17 protein-coding genes are annotated in these 19,764 nt (G+C 76.0%); 10 read left to right on the forward strand and 7 right to left on the reverse strand.

Annotation, left to right across the window (positions count from 1 at the left end):
• Positions 1–21: 21 nt before the first annotated feature.
• From P9841_RS07610 to P9841_RS07630, 5 genes are read left to right on the forward strand one after another with little or no spacing between them, the layout of a single operon-like run.
• The gene (locus P9841_RS07610) at positions 22–1,047 is read left to right on the forward strand and encodes a substrate-binding domain-containing protein (RefSeq protein WP_283321461.1); all 1,026 of its coding nucleotides are present in this window, start codon (positions 22–24) and stop codon (positions 1,045–1,047) included.
• 1 nt (position 1,048) lies between these two features.
• A complete protein-coding gene (locus tag P9841_RS07615; RefSeq protein ID WP_283321462.1) occupies positions 1,049–2,677 on the forward strand; it encodes a sugar ABC transporter ATP-binding protein in 1,629 nt (542 codons plus the stop codon).
• 44 nt (positions 2,678–2,721) lie between these two features.
• On the forward strand, positions 2,722–3,393 hold the full coding sequence (locus tag P9841_RS07620) for a KpsF/GutQ family sugar-phosphate isomerase (RefSeq protein WP_283321463.1): 672 nt from the start codon (positions 2,722–2,724) through the stop codon (positions 3,391–3,393).
• Positions 3,390–4,901: a xylulokinase gene (gene xylB, locus P9841_RS07625; RefSeq protein ID WP_283321464.1), complete on the forward strand. Its 1,512-nt coding sequence runs from the start codon at positions 3,390–3,392 to the stop codon at positions 4,899–4,901. Before P9841_RS07620 ends, xylB begins: the two co-directional genes overlap by 4 nt.
• 2 nt (positions 4,902–4,903) lie before the next feature.
• Complete coding sequence (locus P9841_RS07630; RefSeq protein ID WP_283321465.1) at positions 4,904–5,548, forward strand: transaldolase family protein; 645 nt, start codon at positions 4,904–4,906, stop codon at positions 5,546–5,548.
• A gap of 51 nt (positions 5,549–5,599) precedes the next feature.
• Here P9841_RS07630 and P9841_RS07635 read toward each other — a convergent pair whose 3' ends face one another.
• The 6 genes from P9841_RS07635 to P9841_RS07660 all read right to left on the reverse strand — a co-directional run bounded on the left by P9841_RS07635 (position 5,600) and on the right by P9841_RS07660 (position 13,663).
• The gene (locus tag P9841_RS07635) at positions 5,600–7,960 is read right to left on the reverse strand and encodes a glycoside hydrolase family 31 protein (RefSeq protein WP_283321466.1); all 2,361 of its coding nucleotides are present in this window, start codon (positions 7,958–7,960) and stop codon (positions 5,600–5,602) included.
• A complete protein-coding gene (locus P9841_RS07640; protein ID WP_283321467.1) occupies positions 7,957–9,186 on the reverse strand; it encodes a glycoside hydrolase family 15 protein in 1,230 nt (409 codons plus the stop codon). The genes P9841_RS07635 and P9841_RS07640 overlap by 4 nt, the downstream gene beginning before the upstream one ends.
• 91 nt (positions 9,187–9,277) lie before the next feature.
• Positions 9,278–10,546, reverse strand: coding sequence for an ABC transporter substrate-binding protein (locus P9841_RS07645; RefSeq protein WP_283321468.1), 1,269 nt, complete (start codon positions 10,544–10,546; stop codon positions 9,278–9,280).
• A 36-nt stretch (positions 10,547–10,582) separates the two neighbouring features.
• The gene (locus tag P9841_RS07650) at positions 10,583–11,485 is read right to left on the reverse strand and encodes a carbohydrate ABC transporter permease (RefSeq protein WP_283321469.1); all 903 of its coding nucleotides are present in this window, start codon (positions 11,483–11,485) and stop codon (positions 10,583–10,585) included.
• Positions 11,478–12,473, reverse strand: a complete 996-nt coding sequence (locus P9841_RS07655) for a carbohydrate ABC transporter permease (RefSeq protein ID WP_283321470.1) — start codon at positions 12,471–12,473, stop codon at positions 11,478–11,480. The genes P9841_RS07650 and P9841_RS07655 overlap by 8 nt, the downstream gene beginning before the upstream one ends.
• A complete protein-coding gene (locus P9841_RS07660; RefSeq protein ID WP_283321471.1) occupies positions 12,470–13,663 on the reverse strand; it encodes an ROK family transcriptional regulator in 1,194 nt (397 codons plus the stop codon). The genes P9841_RS07655 and P9841_RS07660 overlap by 4 nt, the downstream gene beginning before the upstream one ends.
• A 279-nt stretch (positions 13,664–13,942) precedes the next feature.
• Between P9841_RS07660 and P9841_RS07665 the strand changes: the two genes are divergently transcribed.
• Both P9841_RS07665 and P9841_RS07670 read left to right on the forward strand, forming a co-directional pair.
• Positions 13,943–14,410: an OsmC family protein gene (locus P9841_RS07665; RefSeq protein WP_283321472.1), complete on the forward strand. Its 468-nt coding sequence runs from the start codon at positions 13,943–13,945 to the stop codon at positions 14,408–14,410.
• On the forward strand, positions 14,407–15,129 hold the full coding sequence (locus P9841_RS07670; RefSeq protein WP_283321473.1) for a hypothetical protein: 723 nt from the start codon (positions 14,407–14,409) through the stop codon (positions 15,127–15,129). The genes P9841_RS07665 and P9841_RS07670 overlap by 4 nt, the downstream gene beginning before the upstream one ends.
• Positions 15,130–15,724: 595 nt before the next feature.
• On the opposite strand, the gene P9841_RS07675 is transcribed toward P9841_RS07670, so the two are convergent.
• The gene (locus P9841_RS07675) at positions 15,725–16,717 is read right to left on the reverse strand and encodes an aldo/keto reductase (RefSeq protein ID WP_283321475.1); all 993 of its coding nucleotides are present in this window, start codon (positions 16,715–16,717) and stop codon (positions 15,725–15,727) included.
• A gap of 195 nt (positions 16,718–16,912) precedes the next feature.
• Here P9841_RS07675 and P9841_RS07680 point away from each other — a divergent pair, with 195 nt between their 5' ends.
• From P9841_RS07680 to rocD, 3 genes are all read left to right on the forward strand, one after another.
• A complete protein-coding gene (locus tag P9841_RS07680) occupies positions 16,913–17,401 on the forward strand; it encodes an SRPBCC family protein (RefSeq protein ID WP_283321476.1) in 489 nt (162 codons plus the stop codon).
• Between the two features lie 150 nt (positions 17,402–17,551).
• Entirely contained in the window at positions 17,552–18,382 is an 831-nt protein-coding gene (ddaH, locus tag P9841_RS07685; protein ID WP_283321477.1) for a dimethylargininase, read from the forward strand.
• Between the two features lie 112 nt (positions 18,383–18,494).
• Positions 18,495–19,739 carry an ornithine--oxo-acid transaminase gene (rocD, locus tag P9841_RS07690; protein WP_283321478.1) on the forward strand — a complete coding sequence of 415 codons (1,245 nt, stop codon included), beginning with the start codon at positions 18,495–18,497 and terminating at the stop codon, positions 19,737–19,739.
• The last annotated feature ends 25 nt before the right edge of the window (positions 19,740–19,764 follow it).

Raw genomic sequence — 19,764 nt, forward strand, 5'->3', positions numbered from 1 at the left:
CGTCCACCAGGAGAAGAAGCGATGAAGCTCCGTGCCCCCGTCCTCGCCGCCGGCCTCTGCGCCGCCGGCCTCACCCTCGCGGCGTGCAGCGCCGTCGACACCGGCACCGGGTCCTCCGGCGGCGGGACCGACGACGGCTCTGGCTCGTCCGCCGCCTCGTCCGGGATCCCCCGCCCCGACTCGTGCGACGACGACACCCCCTACGTCGCGGTCGCGCTGCCGAACCTCACCAACCCGTACTACGTCGCCATGAAGCAGGGCTTCGAGGACGCGGGCGAGGCCAACGGGTTCGACGTCGAGGTGCAGATCGCCGACGACGACGACGCCAACCAGCTCGCGCAGGTCCAGGCGATGCTCCAGAAGCAGCCGTGCGCCCTCGCGCTCAACGCGGTGAAGTCGGAGCCCGGCGCCGCGATCGTCAAGGCCGCGAACGACGCCGGCGTGCCGGTGTTCACGGTGAACGTCGGCATCGACCCCGACGCCCTCGAGTCGCAGGGCGCGAGCATCGTGCAGTACCTCGGCGCGGACAACGTCGCCGGCGGTCAGCAGACCGCCGAGCAGGTGCTCACCGACCTGGGCGCCGACGCCGAGCTGACCATCGGGTTCGTCACCGAGCCGGACGAGACGCCCACCCAGATGCGCGACCAGGGCTTCGAGGACGAGATCGCGTCGAACCCGAACGCGGAGGTCGTCGCCCGCGTGGACGGCAACGTCAAGCCCGACGACAGCCTGCGCGCCACCACGGAGATGCTGTCCGGCAACCCGGGCATCAACGTCATCTTCGCCTCCACCGGGCCCGCCGCGTACGGCGCGCTCCAGGCGCTCGGCGCCGGCAGCGACGTGCAGGTCTACGGGTTCTGCGCCGCCGAGGTCACGCTCACCGAGCAGTACCCCGCGTGCGTCGCCCAGGAGCCGAACGTGTACGGCACCGAGGTCGTCGAGCAGATCCGCGCGTGGGCCGACGGCGCCACCCCGGAGCCCGAGATCCTCAAGCCGCTCAAGCTGTTCACGGTCGGCGAGACCCCCGGACCGGGCGAGGTCGGCTGACATGACGACGTCGACCGGGACGCCGGCTGGGCTGAGCGTCCGAGGGATCACCAAGACGTACTCGGGTGTGTCGGTGCTGCACGGCGTCTCGGTCGACGTCCGGCCGGGCGACGTCGTCGGGCTCGTCGGCCACAACGGCGCGGGCAAGTCCACGCTGCTGCGCACCGTCTCCGGGGCCACCGCCCCGGACGGCGGGCGCATCGTGGTGGACGGGCGCCCCGCGGCGATCGACTCGCCCGCGGCCGCCATCGCCGCGGGCATCGCGACCGTCTACCAGGAGCTGGCGCTGCTGCCGAACCTCACGGTGGCGCAGAACGTCTTCCTCGGGCAGGAGCGGTCCCGCGCGGGCCTGCTGCGCCGGGAGGAGATGCGCGCGGCGGCCCGCGAGCTCGTCGCGTCGTTCGGGATCGAGGTGGACGTCGACCGCAGGCTCGGCGACTACCCCGTCGCCACCCGGCAGATGCTCGAGATCGCGGTCGCCACCCACCGCGACGCCCGGTACCTGCTGCTGGACGAGCCGACCACCAGCCTCGAGGGCGGGCAGGTCGAGCGGCTGCTCGACGTCGTCCGCTCGCTGGCCGCCGACCGCGGCCTGGGCATCGTGTTCGTCGACCACAAGCTCGACGAGCTCTACGCGGTGTGCAACCGCGTCGTGGCGCTCGTCGACGGGCGGGTGCGCATCGACGCGCACGTCGACGAGGTCGGCCGGCACGACGTGGTCGCGGCCATCGCGGGGGACGAGGCCGCCGAGCACGCGGCCCCCGCGACGTCCCCCGTCGGCGCCCCGGCCCCCACCGGAGCGGCCGCCCCCGGCGAGAGGTCCGCCCTCGCGCACGGGGCCGCCGGCGTCGCGCCCGCGCGCGCCGTCCCCGACACCCGGGCGTGGTTCCCTGACGCCACGCCCGGGCCCCTCCTGGAGGTCCGCGACCTGCGCGCCCCCGGCGTCGCCGGCGTGACCCTCACCGCCGAGCCCGGCCGCGTGCTCGGCCTGTACGGGCTCGTGGGGGCCGGGCGGACCGAGCTGCTGCGCGCGCTCGTCGGCCTGGCGCCCGTGTCCGGCGGCTCGATCACCCTCGACGGCCGCCCGTACCGCCCCGGCAACCCCGCCCACGCGCAGCGGGAGGGCGTGGTGTACGTGACCGAGGAGCGCAAGAGCGACGGCATCGTGCCGGGCCTCGACTCCCCGATGAACGTCGCGCTGCCCGTCCTGCGCCGCTACCGCCGCGCCGGGCTGCTGGACACCCGCCGCATGCTGCGGGACGCGGACGACCTGCTGGGCAGCCTGCGGGTGCGTGGGGACCGCCACGGTCCGGTGGTCAGCCTGTCCGGCGGCAACCAGCAGAAGGTGCTGCTGGCGCGCGCGATCGCCCAGCGCCCCCGCGTCCTGCTGCTCGACGAGCCCACGAAGGGCGTCGACCTGGGCGTGAAGGCCGAGATCCACCGCATCGTCCGCTCGCTCGCGCACGACGCGGGGCTGACGGTGCTGCTCGTCTCCTCCGAGGAGGACGAGGTGTGCGAGGTCGCCGACGACATCGTCGTCGTCTCGCACGGCCGCAGCACCGGCGGGCGGGTCCCCGCCGAGCACCGCACGCCGCAGGCCCTGCGGCACGCCGCCTGGGACGCCGCGTGACCCGCGCCCGCCCCGACCGCCCCACACCCCCGGAGGACAGCACGATGACGACAGCCGCCGACAGCCTCGAGACCGCCCGCGCGATCGTGCGGCGTGAGGGCCGGGGCGTGGCCGACGTCGCCGACCAGCTCGACGCGACGTTCGTGACGGCCGTCGAGATGATCGGCCGGGTCACGGGCAAGGTCTTCGTCACCGGCTCGGGGACGTCCGGGGCGGTCGCACGCCGCATGGCGCACCTGCTGTCGGTCTGCGGCACGCCATCGCTGTTCCTGCCGGGGATGGACGCCCTGCACGGCACCATGGGTGCCGTGGTGCGCGGCGACCTCCTGATCACCATCTCCCGCGGCGGCGAGTCCGACGAGCTCAACGACCTGTCCCGGCGCGTGCAGCAGCGCGACGTCCCCGTCATCGCGCTCACCGCCGTGCCCGGGTCGTCGCTCGGGCGGCTCGCGGACCTGACCGTGGTGGTGGACCCCGGGCCGGACGTCGACCCCGGGGGCGTCATCGCGATGGGGTCCACGCTGGCGACCGCCGTGTGGGGCGACGCGCTCGCCGCGGTGCTCATGCAGCAGCGGGGCTACGGCTGGGAGCAGGTGCTCTCCACGCACCCCGCCGGCGCCGTCGGCCGCCTCGAGACCCTGCCCCCGGCGCTGCCGGCGCTCGGGACCCCCGCGGCGACCGCCGCCGCGCCGGCCCCCGGGGCCGTGCAGCCGTGACGGGCGTCGTCGCGGGGGTCGACTCCTCGACCCAGTCCTGCACCGTCGAGCTGCGCGACGCGGACGACGGGCGGCTGCTGGGCACGGGGCGCAGCCCGCACCCGCCGACGTCGCCGCCGGTCAGCGAGCAGCACCCGGACGCGTGGTGGCGGGCGCTGGAGCAGGCGCTCGCCGCCGCCCTGGCCGCCGCGGGGCTCGCGGCGCGGGACGTCGATGCGGTCTCCGTGGCGGCTCAGTGCCACGGCCTCGTCATGCTGGGCGCCGACGGTCGCGTGCTGCGCCCGGCGAAGCTCTGGAACGACACGACGTCCAGCCCGCAGGCCGCGGCGCTGGTGCGCGAGCTCGGCGCGGCCTGCTGGGCCGACGCCGTCGGGTCCGTGCCGACCGCGGCGTTCACGATCACCAAGCTCGCGTGGGTCGCCGAGCACGAGCCGCGGCACCTCGACGCGCTGCGTACCGTGCTGCTGCCCCACGACTACCTGACCCGCCGCCTGACGGGCCGGGCGACCACCGACCGCTCCGAGGCGTCGGGCACCGGCTACTACGCCGCGCACACGGGCCGGTACCTCGTCGACCACCTGCGGCGCTGGGTGCGCGACGACCTGCCGTGGCCGGAGCTGCTCCCGGAGGTGCTCGCGCCGTCCGAGGCCGCCGGCACGGCGAGCACCGCGGACGCCCGCCGGCTCGGCCTTCGGCCCGACGTGGTGGTCGGCGCCGGCGCGGGCGACCAGCACGCGGGCGCGCTCGGCACGGGGCTCGCCCCGCACCAGGTCCTCTACAGCCTCGGCACGTCCGGGGTCGTCATGACGACCTCCCCCACCCCGGTGCACGACCCGTCGGCGTGGGTCGACGGCGTGGCCGACGCCGCGGGCGGGTGGCTGCCGCTCGTCTGCACCCTCAACTGCACCAAGGTCACCGACACGATGGCGCGGCTGCTCGGCGTGGACCACGCGGGGCTCTCGGCGCTCGCGCTCGCCGCCCCCGCCCGCGCGGACCGGCCGCTGCTGGCCGCGTTCCTGGACGGCGAGCGTTCCCCGGACCGCCCCGCCGCGCGCGGGCTGCTCGCCGGGCTGCGCTCGGACAGCACCCGCGAGGAGCTGGCGCTCGCGGCAGTCGAGGGCGTCGTGCTGGGGCTCGTGCGCGGGCACGAGGCGATCCGCGCGGCCGGAGCCACCGCCGACGGACCCGTCGTCGTGGCCGGCGGCGGCGCGCGGTCGGCCGCGTACCGGCAGGTGCTCGCCGACACGCTCGGCACCCCGGTCGAGACCCGCGCGGTCGACGAGGCCACCGCCCGCGGAGCCGCCGTCCAGGCCGCCGCGGTGCTCGCGGGCGCGGACGTGCGGGACGTGCGGGACGCGTGGGCGCCCGCGACCACCGGTGTCGTCGAGCCGCGGCGTGCCCCCGACCCCGAGGTCGCGCGCCGCTACCGGGCGCTGGCCGACACGCGCCAGCCGGACGAGCCGCAGCCCGGGGGCACGTCGCCCACCGGGGACCCGAGCGAGGAGTGAGCATGCTGCTGTACCTGGACGCCGCGGACACCACCGCCCTGGAGCCGCTGCTCGCGACCGGCCTGTTCCGGGGCGTCACCACCAACCCGCTCATCCTGCAGCGCGGCGGCGTCCGGCTGTCCGGCGTGCCGGAGCTGGTGGGCTGGCTGCTCGGCCACGGCAGCCGCGAGGTGTTCGTGCAGACCACGGCGCACGACGTGGACGCCGTGGTCCGCGAGGGCCACGAGCTGCGCGCGCTGTCCGACCGCCTCGTCGTGAAGGTGCCCGCGACGAGCGAGGGCCTGGCGGCGACCCGACGGCTCGCGGACGACGGGGTGCCCGTCCTCGTCACCGCCGTGTACCACCCCCGCCAGGCGGTGCTCGCAGCCGCCGCGGGCGCCCGGTGGATCGCGCCCTACCTGGGCCGCATGACCGAGTCCGGCCGCGACGGGCACGCGCTGGTGGCGCAGATGGTCCGGGTGCTCGCGGGCACGGGCACGGGCACCCTCGTCGCGAGCGTCCGGACGCCGGACGACGTCGTCACGCTCGCCGAGGCGGGGGCGGACGCCGTCACCCTGGCGCCGGACGTCGCGCGCGGGCTGTTCGCGGAGCCGCTGACCGACGCGGCTGTCGCCCAGTTCGACGCCGCGGCCGCCGCGCTCGCCTGAACCCCGGGCGGGGGCGCCGGGGCCGGACCGGCCGGCCGGGCGCCCCCGCGCTCAGCCCTCCCCGAACACCGCCGCGAGACCGTCCCAGGCCGACGCCCGCGCGTACACCGGCACGACGTCCCGCGGCACCTCCCGGGTGACGACCTCGCCGTCGCCGTGCGGCACCCCGGCGGCGGGCTCCCCGGTCCACACGTCGACCCAGTCGCCCGCCGGCAGGTAGGTGTCCCAGGTGGTGGCTCCGGGCTCCGTGACGGGGTGCACCAGCAGGTCGTCGCCCAGCAGGAACTGCCCGGGCCGCTCCCACACGGCCGGGTCGTGCGGGTGGTCGACGAACAGCCCGCGCATCAGGGGCGCGCCGGTCGCGATGGCCGCCCGGGCGCCCGCGGCCAGGTACGGGACCAGCCGCTCGCGCAGCAGCGCGTAGCGCCGGAACACGTCGACCACCGTGGGGTCGTCGTTCACCTCGGCCACGAACCACGGCGTGCGGTCCCGCAGCGGGAGCCGGTGGTGGTTGAACTCCGAGTGGTACTGCATGACCGGGCAGAACGTCGCCGCGGCGACCGCCCGCACGTACAGCTCGGCGTCGGGCACCGGCCCGGAGAACCCGGCGAGGTCCCAGCCCCAGTAGACGATGCCGGACGCCGACGCGGTGATGCCCGCGGTCATCGACCAGCGGAACGCCTCCCACGTGGAGTTCTCGTCGCCCGCCCAGTGCAGGCCGTGCGCCTGCGAGCCGGTGAACCCGGCGCGGGAGAACGTCACCGGAGCCTTGCCGGCAGACCGCAGCAGGTCGCCGAACGCGCGGGCGTAGTGCACCGGGTTGAGGTTGTTGCCCTCGTCGCCGCGGCGGCCGTCGGCGTACCGCAGGTCGTCGCCCCACGCGTGCTCGCCGCCGTCGGTCTTGAAGCCGTCGACGTCGTAGTCCTCGACCAGGTAGCGCCGTCGCTCGGTCCACCACGCGCGGCCCTCGGGCGTGGACAGGTCGGCCATCAGCGCCTGCGGGAACCACCAGCCGCGGTTGTGGTACGGCGTGCCGTCGGCCTCCCGGACCGCGTGCCCGGCGGCCACCATCGCGCGGCCGTCGGCGAGCACCTGCGCGTCGTGCGGGACGTCCGGGCCCAGGTCGTGCTCCGTCTTGAGCAGCGGGATCTGCCAGAGCACGACCTTGGTGCCGCGGGCGTGCAGCTCGTCGACCATCGCGCGCGGGTCCGGCCAGGCGCCGTCCGGCGGGTAGGTGAAGTCGGCCGCGCGGTGCGGTGCGCCGTCCGGGTGCACGTCGTACCGGGCGTCGCGGAAGATCGTGATGCCCTCCTCGTCCGACCACGCCTCGATGACGACGACGCCGACGGGGATGCCCAGGTCGCGGTGGGCGTCCATGCGGTCCATGACGATCGCCTGGGTGTTCCACTCGTTGCCGGACGCCCACAGGCGCAGCACCCAGTCCGGGAGCTCCTCGGCGCGGCCGACCTCGTCGCCGAACGCCCGCAGCACCTGCGCCGGGGTGCCGTCGTAGACCGCGACGTCGAGCGCCGCGTCCGGCCCGACCAGCGCCTCCACCACCAGCTCGTCGGGTGTGGACGCCCCGACGTCGAACCAGGTGCGCCGCGACGTGCGGACGTGGAACCCCCAGCCGTCGCCGCCCACGACGTGCGCGAACGGCATGGGCAGGTAGGTGCGGCCGGTCGCGCCCTGCGACTTGTACTGCTCGAACACCACGGCGTCCAGGCGGCGGCCGCGCTGGTCGACGGCGTCGAACCGCTCGCCGAACCCGACGACGTGCTCGGACGGGGCGAGCCGGAACGCGAACCGCACCCGGCGCGCGCCGTCGAGGTCGCGCCACACCCGCACGGACCCGGGCACGACGCGCGGGTGCGCGGCGGCCGGGACGCCGCCGACCGTGACGGGGGCGTCCGGGACGTCGGCCCACGCGCCCGCCGAGACCTCGGACCACGGCGTCGCGACGATGTCGTCCGCGGCCGCGTCGGCGCCCGTCACGACGAACCGGTACCGGTACCGCACCCCCGCCGCGAGCGCCGGGCCGGTCACGTGCCAGGCGCCGTCGGCGGCGAGCTGGCCCGCCTGCGCGGCCGCGAGGTGCCCGTCCCCGCCCGCGAGCGCCGCGGCGTCGGCGGGCGAGACGGACCCGGGCTCGCACGGCAGCACGGTGACCTCGTCGCCGGCGGCCCACTCGCAGACCACGGACGCGCCCGCGGGCAGGCCGGTCGCGACGACGCCGAGCGCGGGCCGGTCGCCGACGCCCGGGTGCACGGGAAGGCGCTGGTCGGCGGACGCGGCGTACGGGTGGCCGATGCCGGCGGGGCGGTGGGCGAGCACAGGGCGGTGGGCGAGCACGGGCCGCGCGGGGGCCGCCGCCTCGGTGCGGGCGGCGGCGCGGTCGTCGGTCGAGGTCATCGGGAAGCCTCCGGGGCGTCGTCGGTGCCGGACTGGTCGGGCCGGCCGAGCAGGCCGAGCTCGTCGGCGAGGATCAGGTACATGCCGTGCGACCACAGCAGCGGCTGCGCGACGGTCCCCCAGCGGTCCACCCACTCGTCGCGGGAACCGGGGTGCAGCAGGTGGTCGGGCACCTGCTCGGGCATCTCCCCCGTCGCCGGGTCGGCGTGCGCCGCGATCCAGCGCAGGTGCGCCCACGCGGCGTCGGTGCGGCCGGCGGCGGCGTGGTTCCAGCCGAGCAGGGCGGACAGCAGCAGCCACTGGCCGCCGCCGTAGAACACGTCGGCGCGGAACCGGTGCACCCCGCCGTCGACGTCGAGGTCCCGGGCGACGGCGTCCAGCGTCGCCTCCGCGACGGGCGAGCCGACGGGCACCAGGCCGAACGGCACGACGCAGGACGCGAGCGAGGCGTCCACGGCGTCCGAGCCGCACCACTTCGCGAGGTGCGGCGCGTCCGGGTCGGCGGCGCGCCCGGCCGTGACGCCGGCGGTCGCGACCAGCGCGGCGGCGGCCTCGGCGGCCTCCCTGGCGCGGGCGGACCTGCCGGCGTCCAGCAGCGGGGCGCCGTCGTCGCCCGTCGCCCCCGCCGCGGCGAGCAGGCCGGCGCGGACGGCGGCGAGCGTCGAGGGGTGCCGCTGCTCGACGTGCTCCTCCCACCAGTCGTAGCAGGGCCGGTCCCACGTGGCGCACAGGTAGTCGACGGCCACCGCCACGGCCTCGCGGTACGGCTCGAGGGGCCGGTCGTGCCGGGCGGCGTGCGTGACGAGCTGCCACAGCCACATGCCGTACCCGTCGGTCTGGAAGTCCCACCACGGGTCCTGGCCGTCGGAGCCGTCCAGCCGGAACCGCGTCGGCAGCAGGTCGGTCAGCGGCACCTCCTCACCGGCGTCGCGGCGGGCGAGCACGTCCGCGACCTGGGCGCGGCGGCTCGTCAGCACCCCGGCAGCCCACGCGTGGAACCGGTCGACGCCGGCCGCGTCGCCGTACCGGGACATGCCCTCGGCCGTGAACGAGCCGTCCCGCAGCCACGCGTACCCGCGGTAGGCGCTGAACGTGGGCGACGCCGGGTAGGCGCCGCCGGGGTCCTGGTGCCGGGCGATCACCTCGGCGGAGGTGCGGACGAGCGCGCGCAGGCGCTCCGTCGACGGGGTGGACGACGCGGTGGCCGGCCGGGCGGTGAGGGTCATGGAACGGTCCCGGGGGTGGTGCGGATCGAGAAGGGGGCGGGGCCCGCCCGCCGCGCGCCGGCAGGGCGGCGGGCGGCGGGCGGACGGCGCGTCAGCCGAGCAGCGCGTCGACGCGCGAGGCGGCGTCGGTGAGCGCCTGCTCGACGGTCTTGCGGCCGGCGGCGGCGTTCGAGAGCTCCTCGTTCACCGCGTCCTGCATCTCCTGCTGCGAGGCGATGACCGGCGGCAGCGCGACGGTGTCGAGCGCGTCGAGGACGGCCTGGCGGTTGGCCGGCGGCGTCTGCTCCAGGTACGGGGCGAGCGCGTCGGCGTCGTCCACCGGCGGCAGCTCCCACGAGGACGCCACGCGGGTGTCGACCGCCGTCGAGGACGCCGTGAGGAACTGCGCGAAGTCCTGCGCGGCCTCCTTGACCTCCGACGACGCCGCGACGGCGACGCCGTTCGTGAACAGCGCGGACGCGTGGGTGGTCTCCCCCGGCTCGACGACGATGTCCCAGTCCAGCCCGTCGACCTCCGCGAGGCCGCCGAACATCCAGATGCCCGAGTGCCACATCGCGAGCTTGCCGGCCTTGAACAGGTCGGTGTCGAAGTCCGGCGTCCCCGCGCCGTCCGCCTCCGTGGGCATGACGGTGCCGGGCTTGGACACGAGCCACTGCGCCGCGCGCAGGCCCTCGGGGCTGTCGAACGCCGTGGCGGAGCCGTCCTCGGTGAAGAACTCCCCGCCCGCCTGGGCCAGCGCCTTGTAGAACTCGTGGAACGACACCGGCTGGTAGTCGCCCCACACCCCGGCGCCCGCGTCGGTGAGCGCGGTGGCCGCGGCCTGCTCGTCCTCCCACGTCCAGTCGGCGGTCGGGTAGTCCAGGCCGGCGGCGTCGAACAGGCCCTTGTTGTAGAACAGCACGACGTTCGAGTACGACGACGGCAGGCCGTACTGCGTGCCGTCGAGCTGGAACGACTCGAGCAGGCTGCCCTGGTACGGCGCGGTGTCGACGTCCTCCAGCGGCGCGAGGCTGCCGGCCTCGGCGTACGACACGAAGTTCTCGTAGTTGAGGTCGACGACGTCCGCGACGGTCTGCCCCGCGAACGCGGTCTGCAGCTTCGTGAAGTAGTCGGCGTACGGGAGGGTCTCGACCTGGACGTCGACGTCCGGGTGCTCCTCCTCGTAGGCGGCGACGATCGCGTCGAGGTCCTCCTCGTGGCCGTCGTTCGACGTGAAGTTCATGTAGCGGACGACCGTCTGCCCGTCGGTCGCGGCGCCGCCCGAGGTGGCGGAGCCCTGTGCGCACCCGGCCATCACCACCGCCCCGGCGAGGGCGAGCGGGACGAGCGCGACCTTGCGCCCGGAGATGCTGGAGGCCATGGGAGCCTCTCCTTCCAGTGGGGGTGTGGGTGGTGCTTACTTGAGGCCGGTGTGTGCCATGCCGGCGATGATGTGGCGCTGGGCCACGAGGTAGACGAGGGCGATCGGCAGGATCGAGACCACGGACCCGGCCATGACGACGTCCCACTGGGTGGTGAACTGCCCCTGGAGGGTCGCCAGGCCGAGCGGCAGCGTCATGAGCTCCGGGGAGCGGATGACGACGAGCGGCCAGAGGAACGAGTTCCACGAGCCCATGAACGCGAACACCGCGAGCGTCGCGAGGGCCGGCCGCACCAGCGGGAGGACGACGGTGCCGAAGATGCGCAGGTGCCCCGCGCCGTCGAGCGTCGCGGCCTCGTCGAGCTCCCGCGGCACGCCCTCGACGGCCTGCCGCAGCAGGAAGATGCCGAACGCCGACGCGATCGTCGGGGCGAGCAGCGCGAAGTACGTGTCGTTGAGCCGCAGCCGCGTCATCTGGATGAACAGCGGGACGACGAGCACCTGCAGCGGGATCATCAGCGTCGCGAGGTAGGCGGCGAACACCACCGGCTTCGCCCGGAACTCCATCCGCCCGAACGCGTACGCCGCCATCGACGCGGTGACGAGCTGCAGCACCGTCGAGACGATCGCGACGAGGAACGAGTTCGCGACGATCCGCCAGATCGGCAGGGACTCCCCCAGGGTGCGGTACGCGTCGAGCGTGGGGTCCTCGACCAGCAGCGACGGGCCGCCGGACAGCGAGCCGCTCGGGGTGATCGACGTGACCACGGTCCACAGGAACGGGAACAGCATCACCCCGGCGCCGACGGCGACGGACAGGTACAGGCCGACGCGGCCGAGCGCGTGGCGGGCGCCGCGGCGCGGGCGGCGGGCGGGTGCCGGACCGGCGGCGGGCGCCGCGGGGGCGGGCGGCGCGGCGGGGGCGAGCGTGTCAGGCATGGGTCACCCACTTCCGCTGGCCGCGCATCTGCACGGCGGTGACGAGGAGGATCAGGACGAAGAGGATCCAGGACAGCGCGGACGCCTCCCCCGCCCGGCCGTACCGGAACGTCAGGTCGTAGATCTGCCCGACGACGACCTGGCTGGCGCCGGACGGCCCGCCGCCCGTCATGACGAACACCTGGTCGAACACCTGGAACCCGTTGATGAGCGAGATGACGACCACGAAGAACGTCGACGGGGACAGCAGCGGGAACGTGATCCGCCAGAACCGCTGCCACGCGCTCGCGCCGTCGACCCGCGCGGCCTCCAGCACGTCGCCGGGGATCGCCTGGAGCCCCGCCAGCAGGATGACCATGACGAAGCCGAGGTCCTTCCACGCGGACGCCAGGACCACCGAGGGCATCGCCCACTGCGGGTCCGTCCACCACCCCGGCGGCGCGAGCTCGGTGCCGAGCACGCCGTTCACCGCGTCGAGCACGGGCGCCAGGAGCTGGTTCACCAGGCCGTTCGACGGGTTGAGCAGCCACTGCCACACCAGCGCGACGACGACCCACGACGTCACGACGGGCAGGAAGTACGCGGCCCGGAAGAACGCCCGGCCCCGCATCGCCCGGTTGAGCAGCACCGCCAGCCCCAGGCCGCCGGCGTACACCAGCGGCAGGTACCCGACGATGTACCCGAGCGTGTGGCCCAGCACCTTCCAGGTGGTCGGCGACGTCAGCAGCTCCGTGTAGTTGCCCAGCCCCACCCACTCCATCGGGGAGATGAGGTTCCAGGAGTGCAGGCTCACCCACAGCGACGACACCATGGGCGCGAGCGTGAACACCGCGAGCGGCACGGCGCTGGGCAGCAGGAAGAACAGCACCCACGCGCGGTTCCGCCAGCGACGGGTGCGGGCGGTGCGGCCGTCGGAGGACCGCACGGGGCGGGTGGTGGCGGGCCGGGCGACCTCGCGGGCGGCCGCAGCAGGGCTGGTCGTCGTCACGACGTCGCCTCCTGCAGCCGCGCCAGCACCAGCCGGCCCTGGTCGCCGGACGCCCCGCTGACGTCGAAGGGGGTGGCGAGCACGAGCGTCGCGGCGCCGAGCGCCCACTTGTCCTCCGCCCACGGCTCCACCACGAACGGCAGCGAGCGCCGCGACGGCAGCAGGTGCGCGCGGAACACCGGGTCGAACCCGCGCTCCCAGTGCCGCCAGGCGCGGATCCCCTCGCCGAGCAGCACGACGACCTCCGGGTCGATCACGTGCACGACGCCCGCCAGCGTGCGGGCGAGCAGCGCCCCGGCCTCCCGGTAGACCTCCTGCGCGACCGCGTCCCCCGCGTCGGCGGCGGCGACCAGCCCGGCGACGCCGTCCCCCGGCGCGACCACGCCGCGCTCGACCGCCCGGGCCAGCAGGGCGGCGTCGCCGATGACGGCCTCGAGGCACGCCCGGTTGCCGCACTCGCACACCGGCCCGTCCTCGGCCACCGGCACGTGGCCGATCTCCCCGGCGCCGCCGCCGGCCCCGCGGCAGATGCCGCCGTCGACCACCAGGCCGCAGCCGATGCCGCGGCCGATCGTCAGGACCAGGAACGTCCGGTGCCCCCGGCCGGTGCCGTACAGCCGCTCGGCGACCGCGAGGGCGTTGACGTCGTTCTCGACCAGCACGGGGACCCCGAGCGCGTGCCGCAGGGCCGCGCCGACCGGCACCGCCGTCCAGCCGAGGGTCGGCGCGGTGACGACGCCGGAGTCCTGCGCGTCCACCGAGCCGGGCAGACCGATCCCCACTCCCAGCACCGGGCCGTCCTCGGCCGCGACGGCCTCCCGCAGCACGTGGCCGAGCGCGTCGAGGGCGTCCGGCCGGGACGGGTCGAACGGGTAGGTGGCCTGGCCGCGGACCTCGCCGTCGAACCCGACGGAGACGACCGCGACGTGGTCGTTGGTGACCTTCGCGCCGATCGCCCGGGCCTGGGCGCCGCTGAGCCCCAGCAGCCGGGCCGGGCGACCGCCCTGGCTCGGGGCCGTGTCGAGCTCGACGACCATGCCGCGCTCCACCAGCTCGCGCGTCACCTGGGTGATGGTCGCCGGGCTGACGCCGAGCAGCCGCGCGATCTCCGCGCGGCCCAGCGGGCCCCGCGTGCCCAGCAGGGCGAGCGTTGCCGCCGGGACCTGTTCTCCCCGCGCCGTGACGGACACGCGAACTCCTTCGTTCATGACTACCTTTAGTCACAAATTAAGCCCTCGGGCTGCGGGGGTCAAGCACCCGGCCCGGTCCTCCCCCGTCGCCGTCGCCGCCGCGCGACGGGCCGCACCCTCCGGAGCGGACCGGACGCACGGCGGGCCGGCGGACCTGCCGCGGGTGCCCGCCGCGAGCGCCGAGGCGCCGGCGGCGGCCCGTCGCGGCGCCGCACCGACCGCCGCACGGTCTGCCGCACGGTCTGCCGCACGCGCGGGTGCGTGCGAGGATCGGGCGTCATGGAGACCCCGTCCGCGCCGGACGCCACGGCGCACGTCCCGTCCACGGCCCCCGCGCAGTCCACCCGGCTCTGGGTCGAGCGGACCGGCACCCGCACGTACACCGGTCGCAACAGCCGCGGCGCTGAGGTCAGCATCGGCCCCGTCGAGGCCGGCGCGGTGTTCACGCCCGGCGAGCTGCTGAAGATCGCGCTCGCCGGGTGCTCCGGCATGTCCGCCGACACGGCGTTGAGCCACCGGCTCGGCCCGGACGTCGAGGTCACCGTCGAGGTCGAGGGCGCGAACCACCCCACCGAGGACCGCTACCCCGCGCTGCAGGAGCGGATGGTCGTCGACCTCAGCGGCCTCGACGAGGCCACGCGCGACCGGCTGCTGCGCGTCGTGCAGCGGGCCGTCGACCAGCACTGCACCGTGGGCCGCACCCTCAAGCACGGCGCGACGGTCGACCTCGAGGTCGTCAGCCCGTGACGCGCCGCACCCCGCTGGTCGACGCGGCCCTGGACCGGGCCGTGACGATCCCGTCCGCGACCGTCCACGCGCACGTCGACCAGCTCCGGCGCAAGCACCCCGACGCCACGCCGCAGCAGCTCGTCGGGCTGCTCGAGCGCGAGTACCTGCTGCTCGTCCAGGGCACCGGTGGCGCCGTCGGCGCGGCGGCCGCCGCCCCGGCGGTCGGCACGGGCGTCGCGCTGGCCCTGACGCTCGGCGACGTGGCGACGTTCTTCGGTGCGTCCGCGGCGTTCTCCCTGGCCGTCGCGAGCGTGCACGGCATCGACGTCCAGGACGCGGAGCGCCGCCGGGCGCTGCTGCTCGCCACGATCCTCGGGGAGACCGGCGTCAAGGCCGTGGCCGACGCCGGCGGCATCCGCACCGTCTCCGTCGCCCGCGCCCTGCTGACCCGGATGCCGACCGGCACGATCCGCCGCGTCAACACCCGGCTGACCCGGCAGCTGTTCCGGCGGCAGCTCGCCCGGCAGAGCGGCCTCGCGTTCGGGAGGCTCGTGCCGTTCGGCATCGGGGCCGTGATCGGCGTGGCCGGCGCGCGGGCGCTCGCGCGCACCGTCATCGAGGGCGCCCAGCAGGCCTTCGGCCCGGCACCCGCGGCGTTCGGCGACCGCGTCCTGGTCGTCGAGACCGGCGCCGAGCCCCGCCTGCTCCCCGAGGGCACCCGGGTCCCTCCGCGCTGACCCCGCCTGCTCCCCGAGGGCACCCCGGCCCCGCCGCGCTGACCCCGCGGGCCGCCCCGCGGCCCGGGCCGCGCACCCCGGCACACGGCCGCGCGCCCGCCGCCCGCCCGTCCGCGACCCGCCCCCGCGGACCGACCCCCTGCCCGCCGCGAGCGCACACCCGCGGGGCGCATCGAGAGGCCAGCACCCGGGCACCGAACCGCCGCGCGACCGCCGTTTCCTGGCCTCTCACCACCCGCACCTGGGCCCAGACCCATCGACGTTGCAGCAGATGCGGGGTTCCGACGCGCGAACCTCGCAACGACGGCAACCTCGACGACAGGACGACGCGGACGCACCCGGGCCGCGTGCAGCCAGAGGCCACGCCCCGAGCACACACCCGCCAGACGCATCGAGAGGCCAGTACCCGGGCACCGAACCGCCGCGCGACCGCCGTTTCCTGGCCTCTCACCACCCGCACCTGGGCCCAGACCCATCGACGTTGCAGCAGATGCGGGGTTGCGACGCGCGAACCCCGCAACTACTGCAACCTCGATGGCAGGACGACGCGGACGCACCCGGGCCGGGCCCGCGTCGCGGGCGGGCCCGGGCCGGGTCACCAGCGGGTGTGGACGTGCTCCCGGATGCGGTCGTCGTAGATCGCCCGCAGGGCGTCCTGGGTCGCCTCGTCCAGCGCGGGCAGCGACGCCGCGGCGGCGTTGGCGCGCGCCTGCTCGGGGTTGCGGGCGCCGGGGATGACGGTCGAGACCCCGGGCTGGTCGACGATCCACCGCAGCGCGAGCTGGGCGGTCGTCGCGCCCTCGGGGGTCAGCGCCGCGACCTCGCGGGCCGCCGCCACGCCGACCTCGTACGGCACGCCCGAGAACGTCTCGCCGACGTCGAACGCCTCGCCGTGCCGGTTGTAGGCGCGGTGGTCCGTGGCGGCGAACTGCGTGTGCTCGTCGTACTTCCCGGACAGCAGGCCGCTCGCGAGCGGGACCCTCGCGATGATCCCGACGCCGGCCTGCGCGGCGGCGGGCAGCACCCGCTCGAGCGGCTTGCGCCGGAACGCGTTGAGGATGATCTGCACCGTCGCGACGTGCGGGCGGGCGATCGCCGCGAGCGCCTCGTCGACGGTCTCGACGGACACCCCGTAGGCGGCGACGCGGCCCTCGTCGACCAGCGTGTCGAGCGCGTCGTACGTGGCGTCCCGGTCGAGCACGACGCTCGGCGGGCAGTGCAGCTGCACCAGGTCGAGGGTGTCCACGCCGAGGTTGGCGCGGGAACGGTCCGTCCAGGCCCGGAACGCGTCGAGCGTGTACGCCTCCGCGACGTGCGGGTCCGCGCGGCGGCCCATCTTCGTCGCGACGGTGATCCGCGCGGCGTCCGCGGGCCGGTCCGCCAGGAACCGCCCGATGAGCGTCTCGCTGCGGCCGTCGCCGTACACGTCGGCGGTGTCGAAGAACGTCACGCCCGCGTCGGCTGCGGCGGCGAGCACGGCGAGCGCGTCGTCCTCGGCGACCTCGCCCCAGTCCGCGCCGAGCTGCCAGCAGCCCAGCCCCACGACCCCGACGTCCCGTCCGGTCCTGCCCAGCGTCCTCGTCTGCATGGCCGCGAGGCTACCCGCGGCGGCGGGGGTGCCGCGCGCCCGGGACTGCGGCGACGCGTCGGCCCCGCCACCGCCCCGCCGGGCGTTCCGGGGAGCAAGATGGTCCCTGCGCCCGGATCGGGCCAGCGCCGCACGAGGGGGTGTCCGGTGCCCGCAGGACCGTCTCATCCGCCCCGGTCGCTCCCGTGGGCGCGCGTGCAGCGGACGCTCGCGCTCGGTGCCGACGAGGCCTGGGCGCTGGTCGCCGACGTCCGCCACCACGGCCGCTGGGTGCCGGCCACGCGGGTGACCCTCCACCGCCCGGACGGCGCCGGGTGGCGGCCCTGCGCACCGTCGTCACCCCCGGAGCCGGGGGACCTGGTGGTGGCCGTGACCGGACCGCGCGCGCGTCGCGGTGGCGGCGGGCTGGTCGACCGGATGCGCATCGAGCGGTTCGACCCGCCGCTGGGTGCCGCGCCGGGCGTGGCGGTGCTCGTCAAGCTCGGGCCCGTGCTGCTCGGGTCGGCGCGCATCGAGGTCGCCGACGCCGGCCCGGGCCGCTCGCGCGTCACGTGGTCCGAGCAGGTGCACCTGAGGGGGCTACCACCTGCGCTGACGGCGTGGGCGGGGGCCGCCGGCACCGACCGGATGATCGCCCTGGTGCTGGGCCGCGCGGCCCGCGAGACGCAACGAAACGCCGGATGAGGCCCGATCCGCGCAACGAAGCACCGGTCGCTGCGCAACATCGCGCCGTGATGTGCAGCCCGGACGACTCGTAGGCTGTGCGGGACGTGCCCCGACGAGGCGGCCGACGTCCCGTGGACCCGACCGCACCCGCACCTTCGAGGAGCACCCATGACCGTCACGCCCCGCGCCACGACCCGGCACTACCTGATGTGCGAGCCGACCCACTACACCGTCTCGTACGAGATCAACCCGTGGATGGACTCGACCCGGTACACGGACGCCGGCCTCGCGGTGCAGCAGTGGCGGACCCTGCGGGAGACGTTCGAGTCGCTCGGGCACGTCGTCGAGACCATCGACCCGATCCCCGGGCTGCCGGACATGGTGTACGCCGCGAACGGCGCCACGGTCGTCGACGGCCTGGTGTACTCCGCCCGGTTCCGCCACCCCGAGCGCCAGCCCGAGGGCCCGGCGTACGAGAAGTGGTTCGCGGACCACGGCTACGTCACGCACACCGCGGAGCAGGTGAACGAGGGCGAGGGCGACATCCTGTCCGTCGGGGACGTGCTGCTGGCGGGCACCGGGTTCCGCACCGACCGCGCCGCGCACGACGAGATCGCCCGGGTCACCGGCCGCGAGGTCGTGTCGCTCGAGCTGGTCGACCCGCACTACTACCACCTCGACACCGCGCTGGCCGTGCTGGGCTCCGAGCCCGGCGCCGAGCAGGTCGCGTACTTCCCGCCGGCGTTCTACGACGCCTCCCGGGCCGAGCTGGAGCGCCGGTTCCCGGACGCCGTCATCGCCTCCGAGCGCGACGCCGCCTGCCTCGGGCTGAACGCCGTCAGCGACGGCCTGAACGTCGTCGTCGCGCCCGGTGCCGTCGACCTGGCGGCCCAGCTCACCGAGCGCGGCTACCGCCCGCACCCCGTCGACACCAGCGAGCTGCTCAAGGGCGGCGGCGGCGCGAAGTGCTGCACGCTGGAGATCCGCGCCGCCCGCTGACCCCTCCGGGTCGGGCGGCCGTCCGCCCGGCCCGAACCCGCACCACCCGACCCCGCACCGCTCCACCCGCGCCCTGCGGACACCCGGGGCGCCCGCCCGCCGAGGTGACGCCATGACCGCCACTATCCCCGCCCGCCACGCCGGGGGCGCCGCCGCCGGGCCGCTCGCGCAGAACTACCACCCGCTGCCCGTCACGCTCACGACGGGCGAGGGCGCGTGGGTGCGGGACGTCGAGGGCCGCACCTACCTCGACCTGCTGGCCGGCTACTCGGCGCTGAACTTCGGGCACCGGCACCCGGCGCTGACGGCTGCGGCCCACGCGCAGCTGGACCGGCTCACGCTGTCGTCGCGGGCGTTCGACCACGACCTGCTGCACCCGTTCGCGACCGCGCTGTCCGACCTGGCCCGCCCGGTGGTCGCGGGCGCCGAGGACGACGGCGTCGTCCCGATGGTGCTGCCGATGAACACCGGCGCGGAGGCCGTCGAGACCGCGATCAAGGCCGCGCGCAAGTGGGGGTACGAGGTCCGGGGCGTCGCACCGGAGCAGGCCACGATCGTCGTCGCGTCGGGGAACTTCCACGGCCGCACGACGACGATCGTGTCGTTCTCCACCGACCCGGAGGCGCGCGAGGGGTTCGCCCCGCACACGCCCGGGTTCCGCGTCGTGCCGTTCGGCGACGCCGAGGCGCTGCGTGCCGCGGTCGACGACACCACGGTCGCCGTGCTGCTCGAGCCGATCCAGGGCGAGCAGGGGGTCGTGGTCCCGCCGGAGACCTACTGGCCGGCCGTCCGGGACATCTGCACCGACGCCGGCGTGCTGCTCGTCGCGGACGAGATCCAGTCGGGCCTCGGGCGCACGGGGACGACGTTCGCGCTGGAGCTGTGGGGCGTGCGAGCGGACCTCGTCACGCTCGGGAAGGCGCTCGGCGGCGGGGTGCTGCCCGTGTCCGCGGTCGTGGGGCGGCCGGACGTGCTGGGGGTGCTCACCGCGGGCACGCACGGGTCGACCTTCGGCGGCAACCCGCTGGCGTGCGCCGTGGGCATCGCGGTGGTGGACCTGCTGCGCACCGGCACGCACCAGGAGCGCGCGCGGGTGCTGGGCGAGCGGCTGCACGCCCGGCTCGCGACCCTGGTCGACACGGGGCTGCTGGTCGGCGCCCGCGGCGTCGGGCTGTGGGCGGGGCTCGACGTCGACCCGGCCCGGATGACCGGCCGGCAGCTGTGCGAGCGGCTGCTCGCGCTCGGCGTGCTGGCCAAGGACACCCACGGCTCGACGATCCGCCTGGCGCCGCCGCTCGTCATCGACGAGGACGACCTGGACCTGGCGCTGGACCGCCTGACGCAGGCGCTGCGCTGACGGCCGCGCGCGGCGGGCGTCGTCG

The sequence above is a fragment of the Cellulomonas sp. ES6 genome (assembly GCF_030053835.1).
Classification (GTDB): Bacteria; Actinomycetota; Actinomycetes; order Actinomycetales; family Cellulomonadaceae; genus Cellulomonas.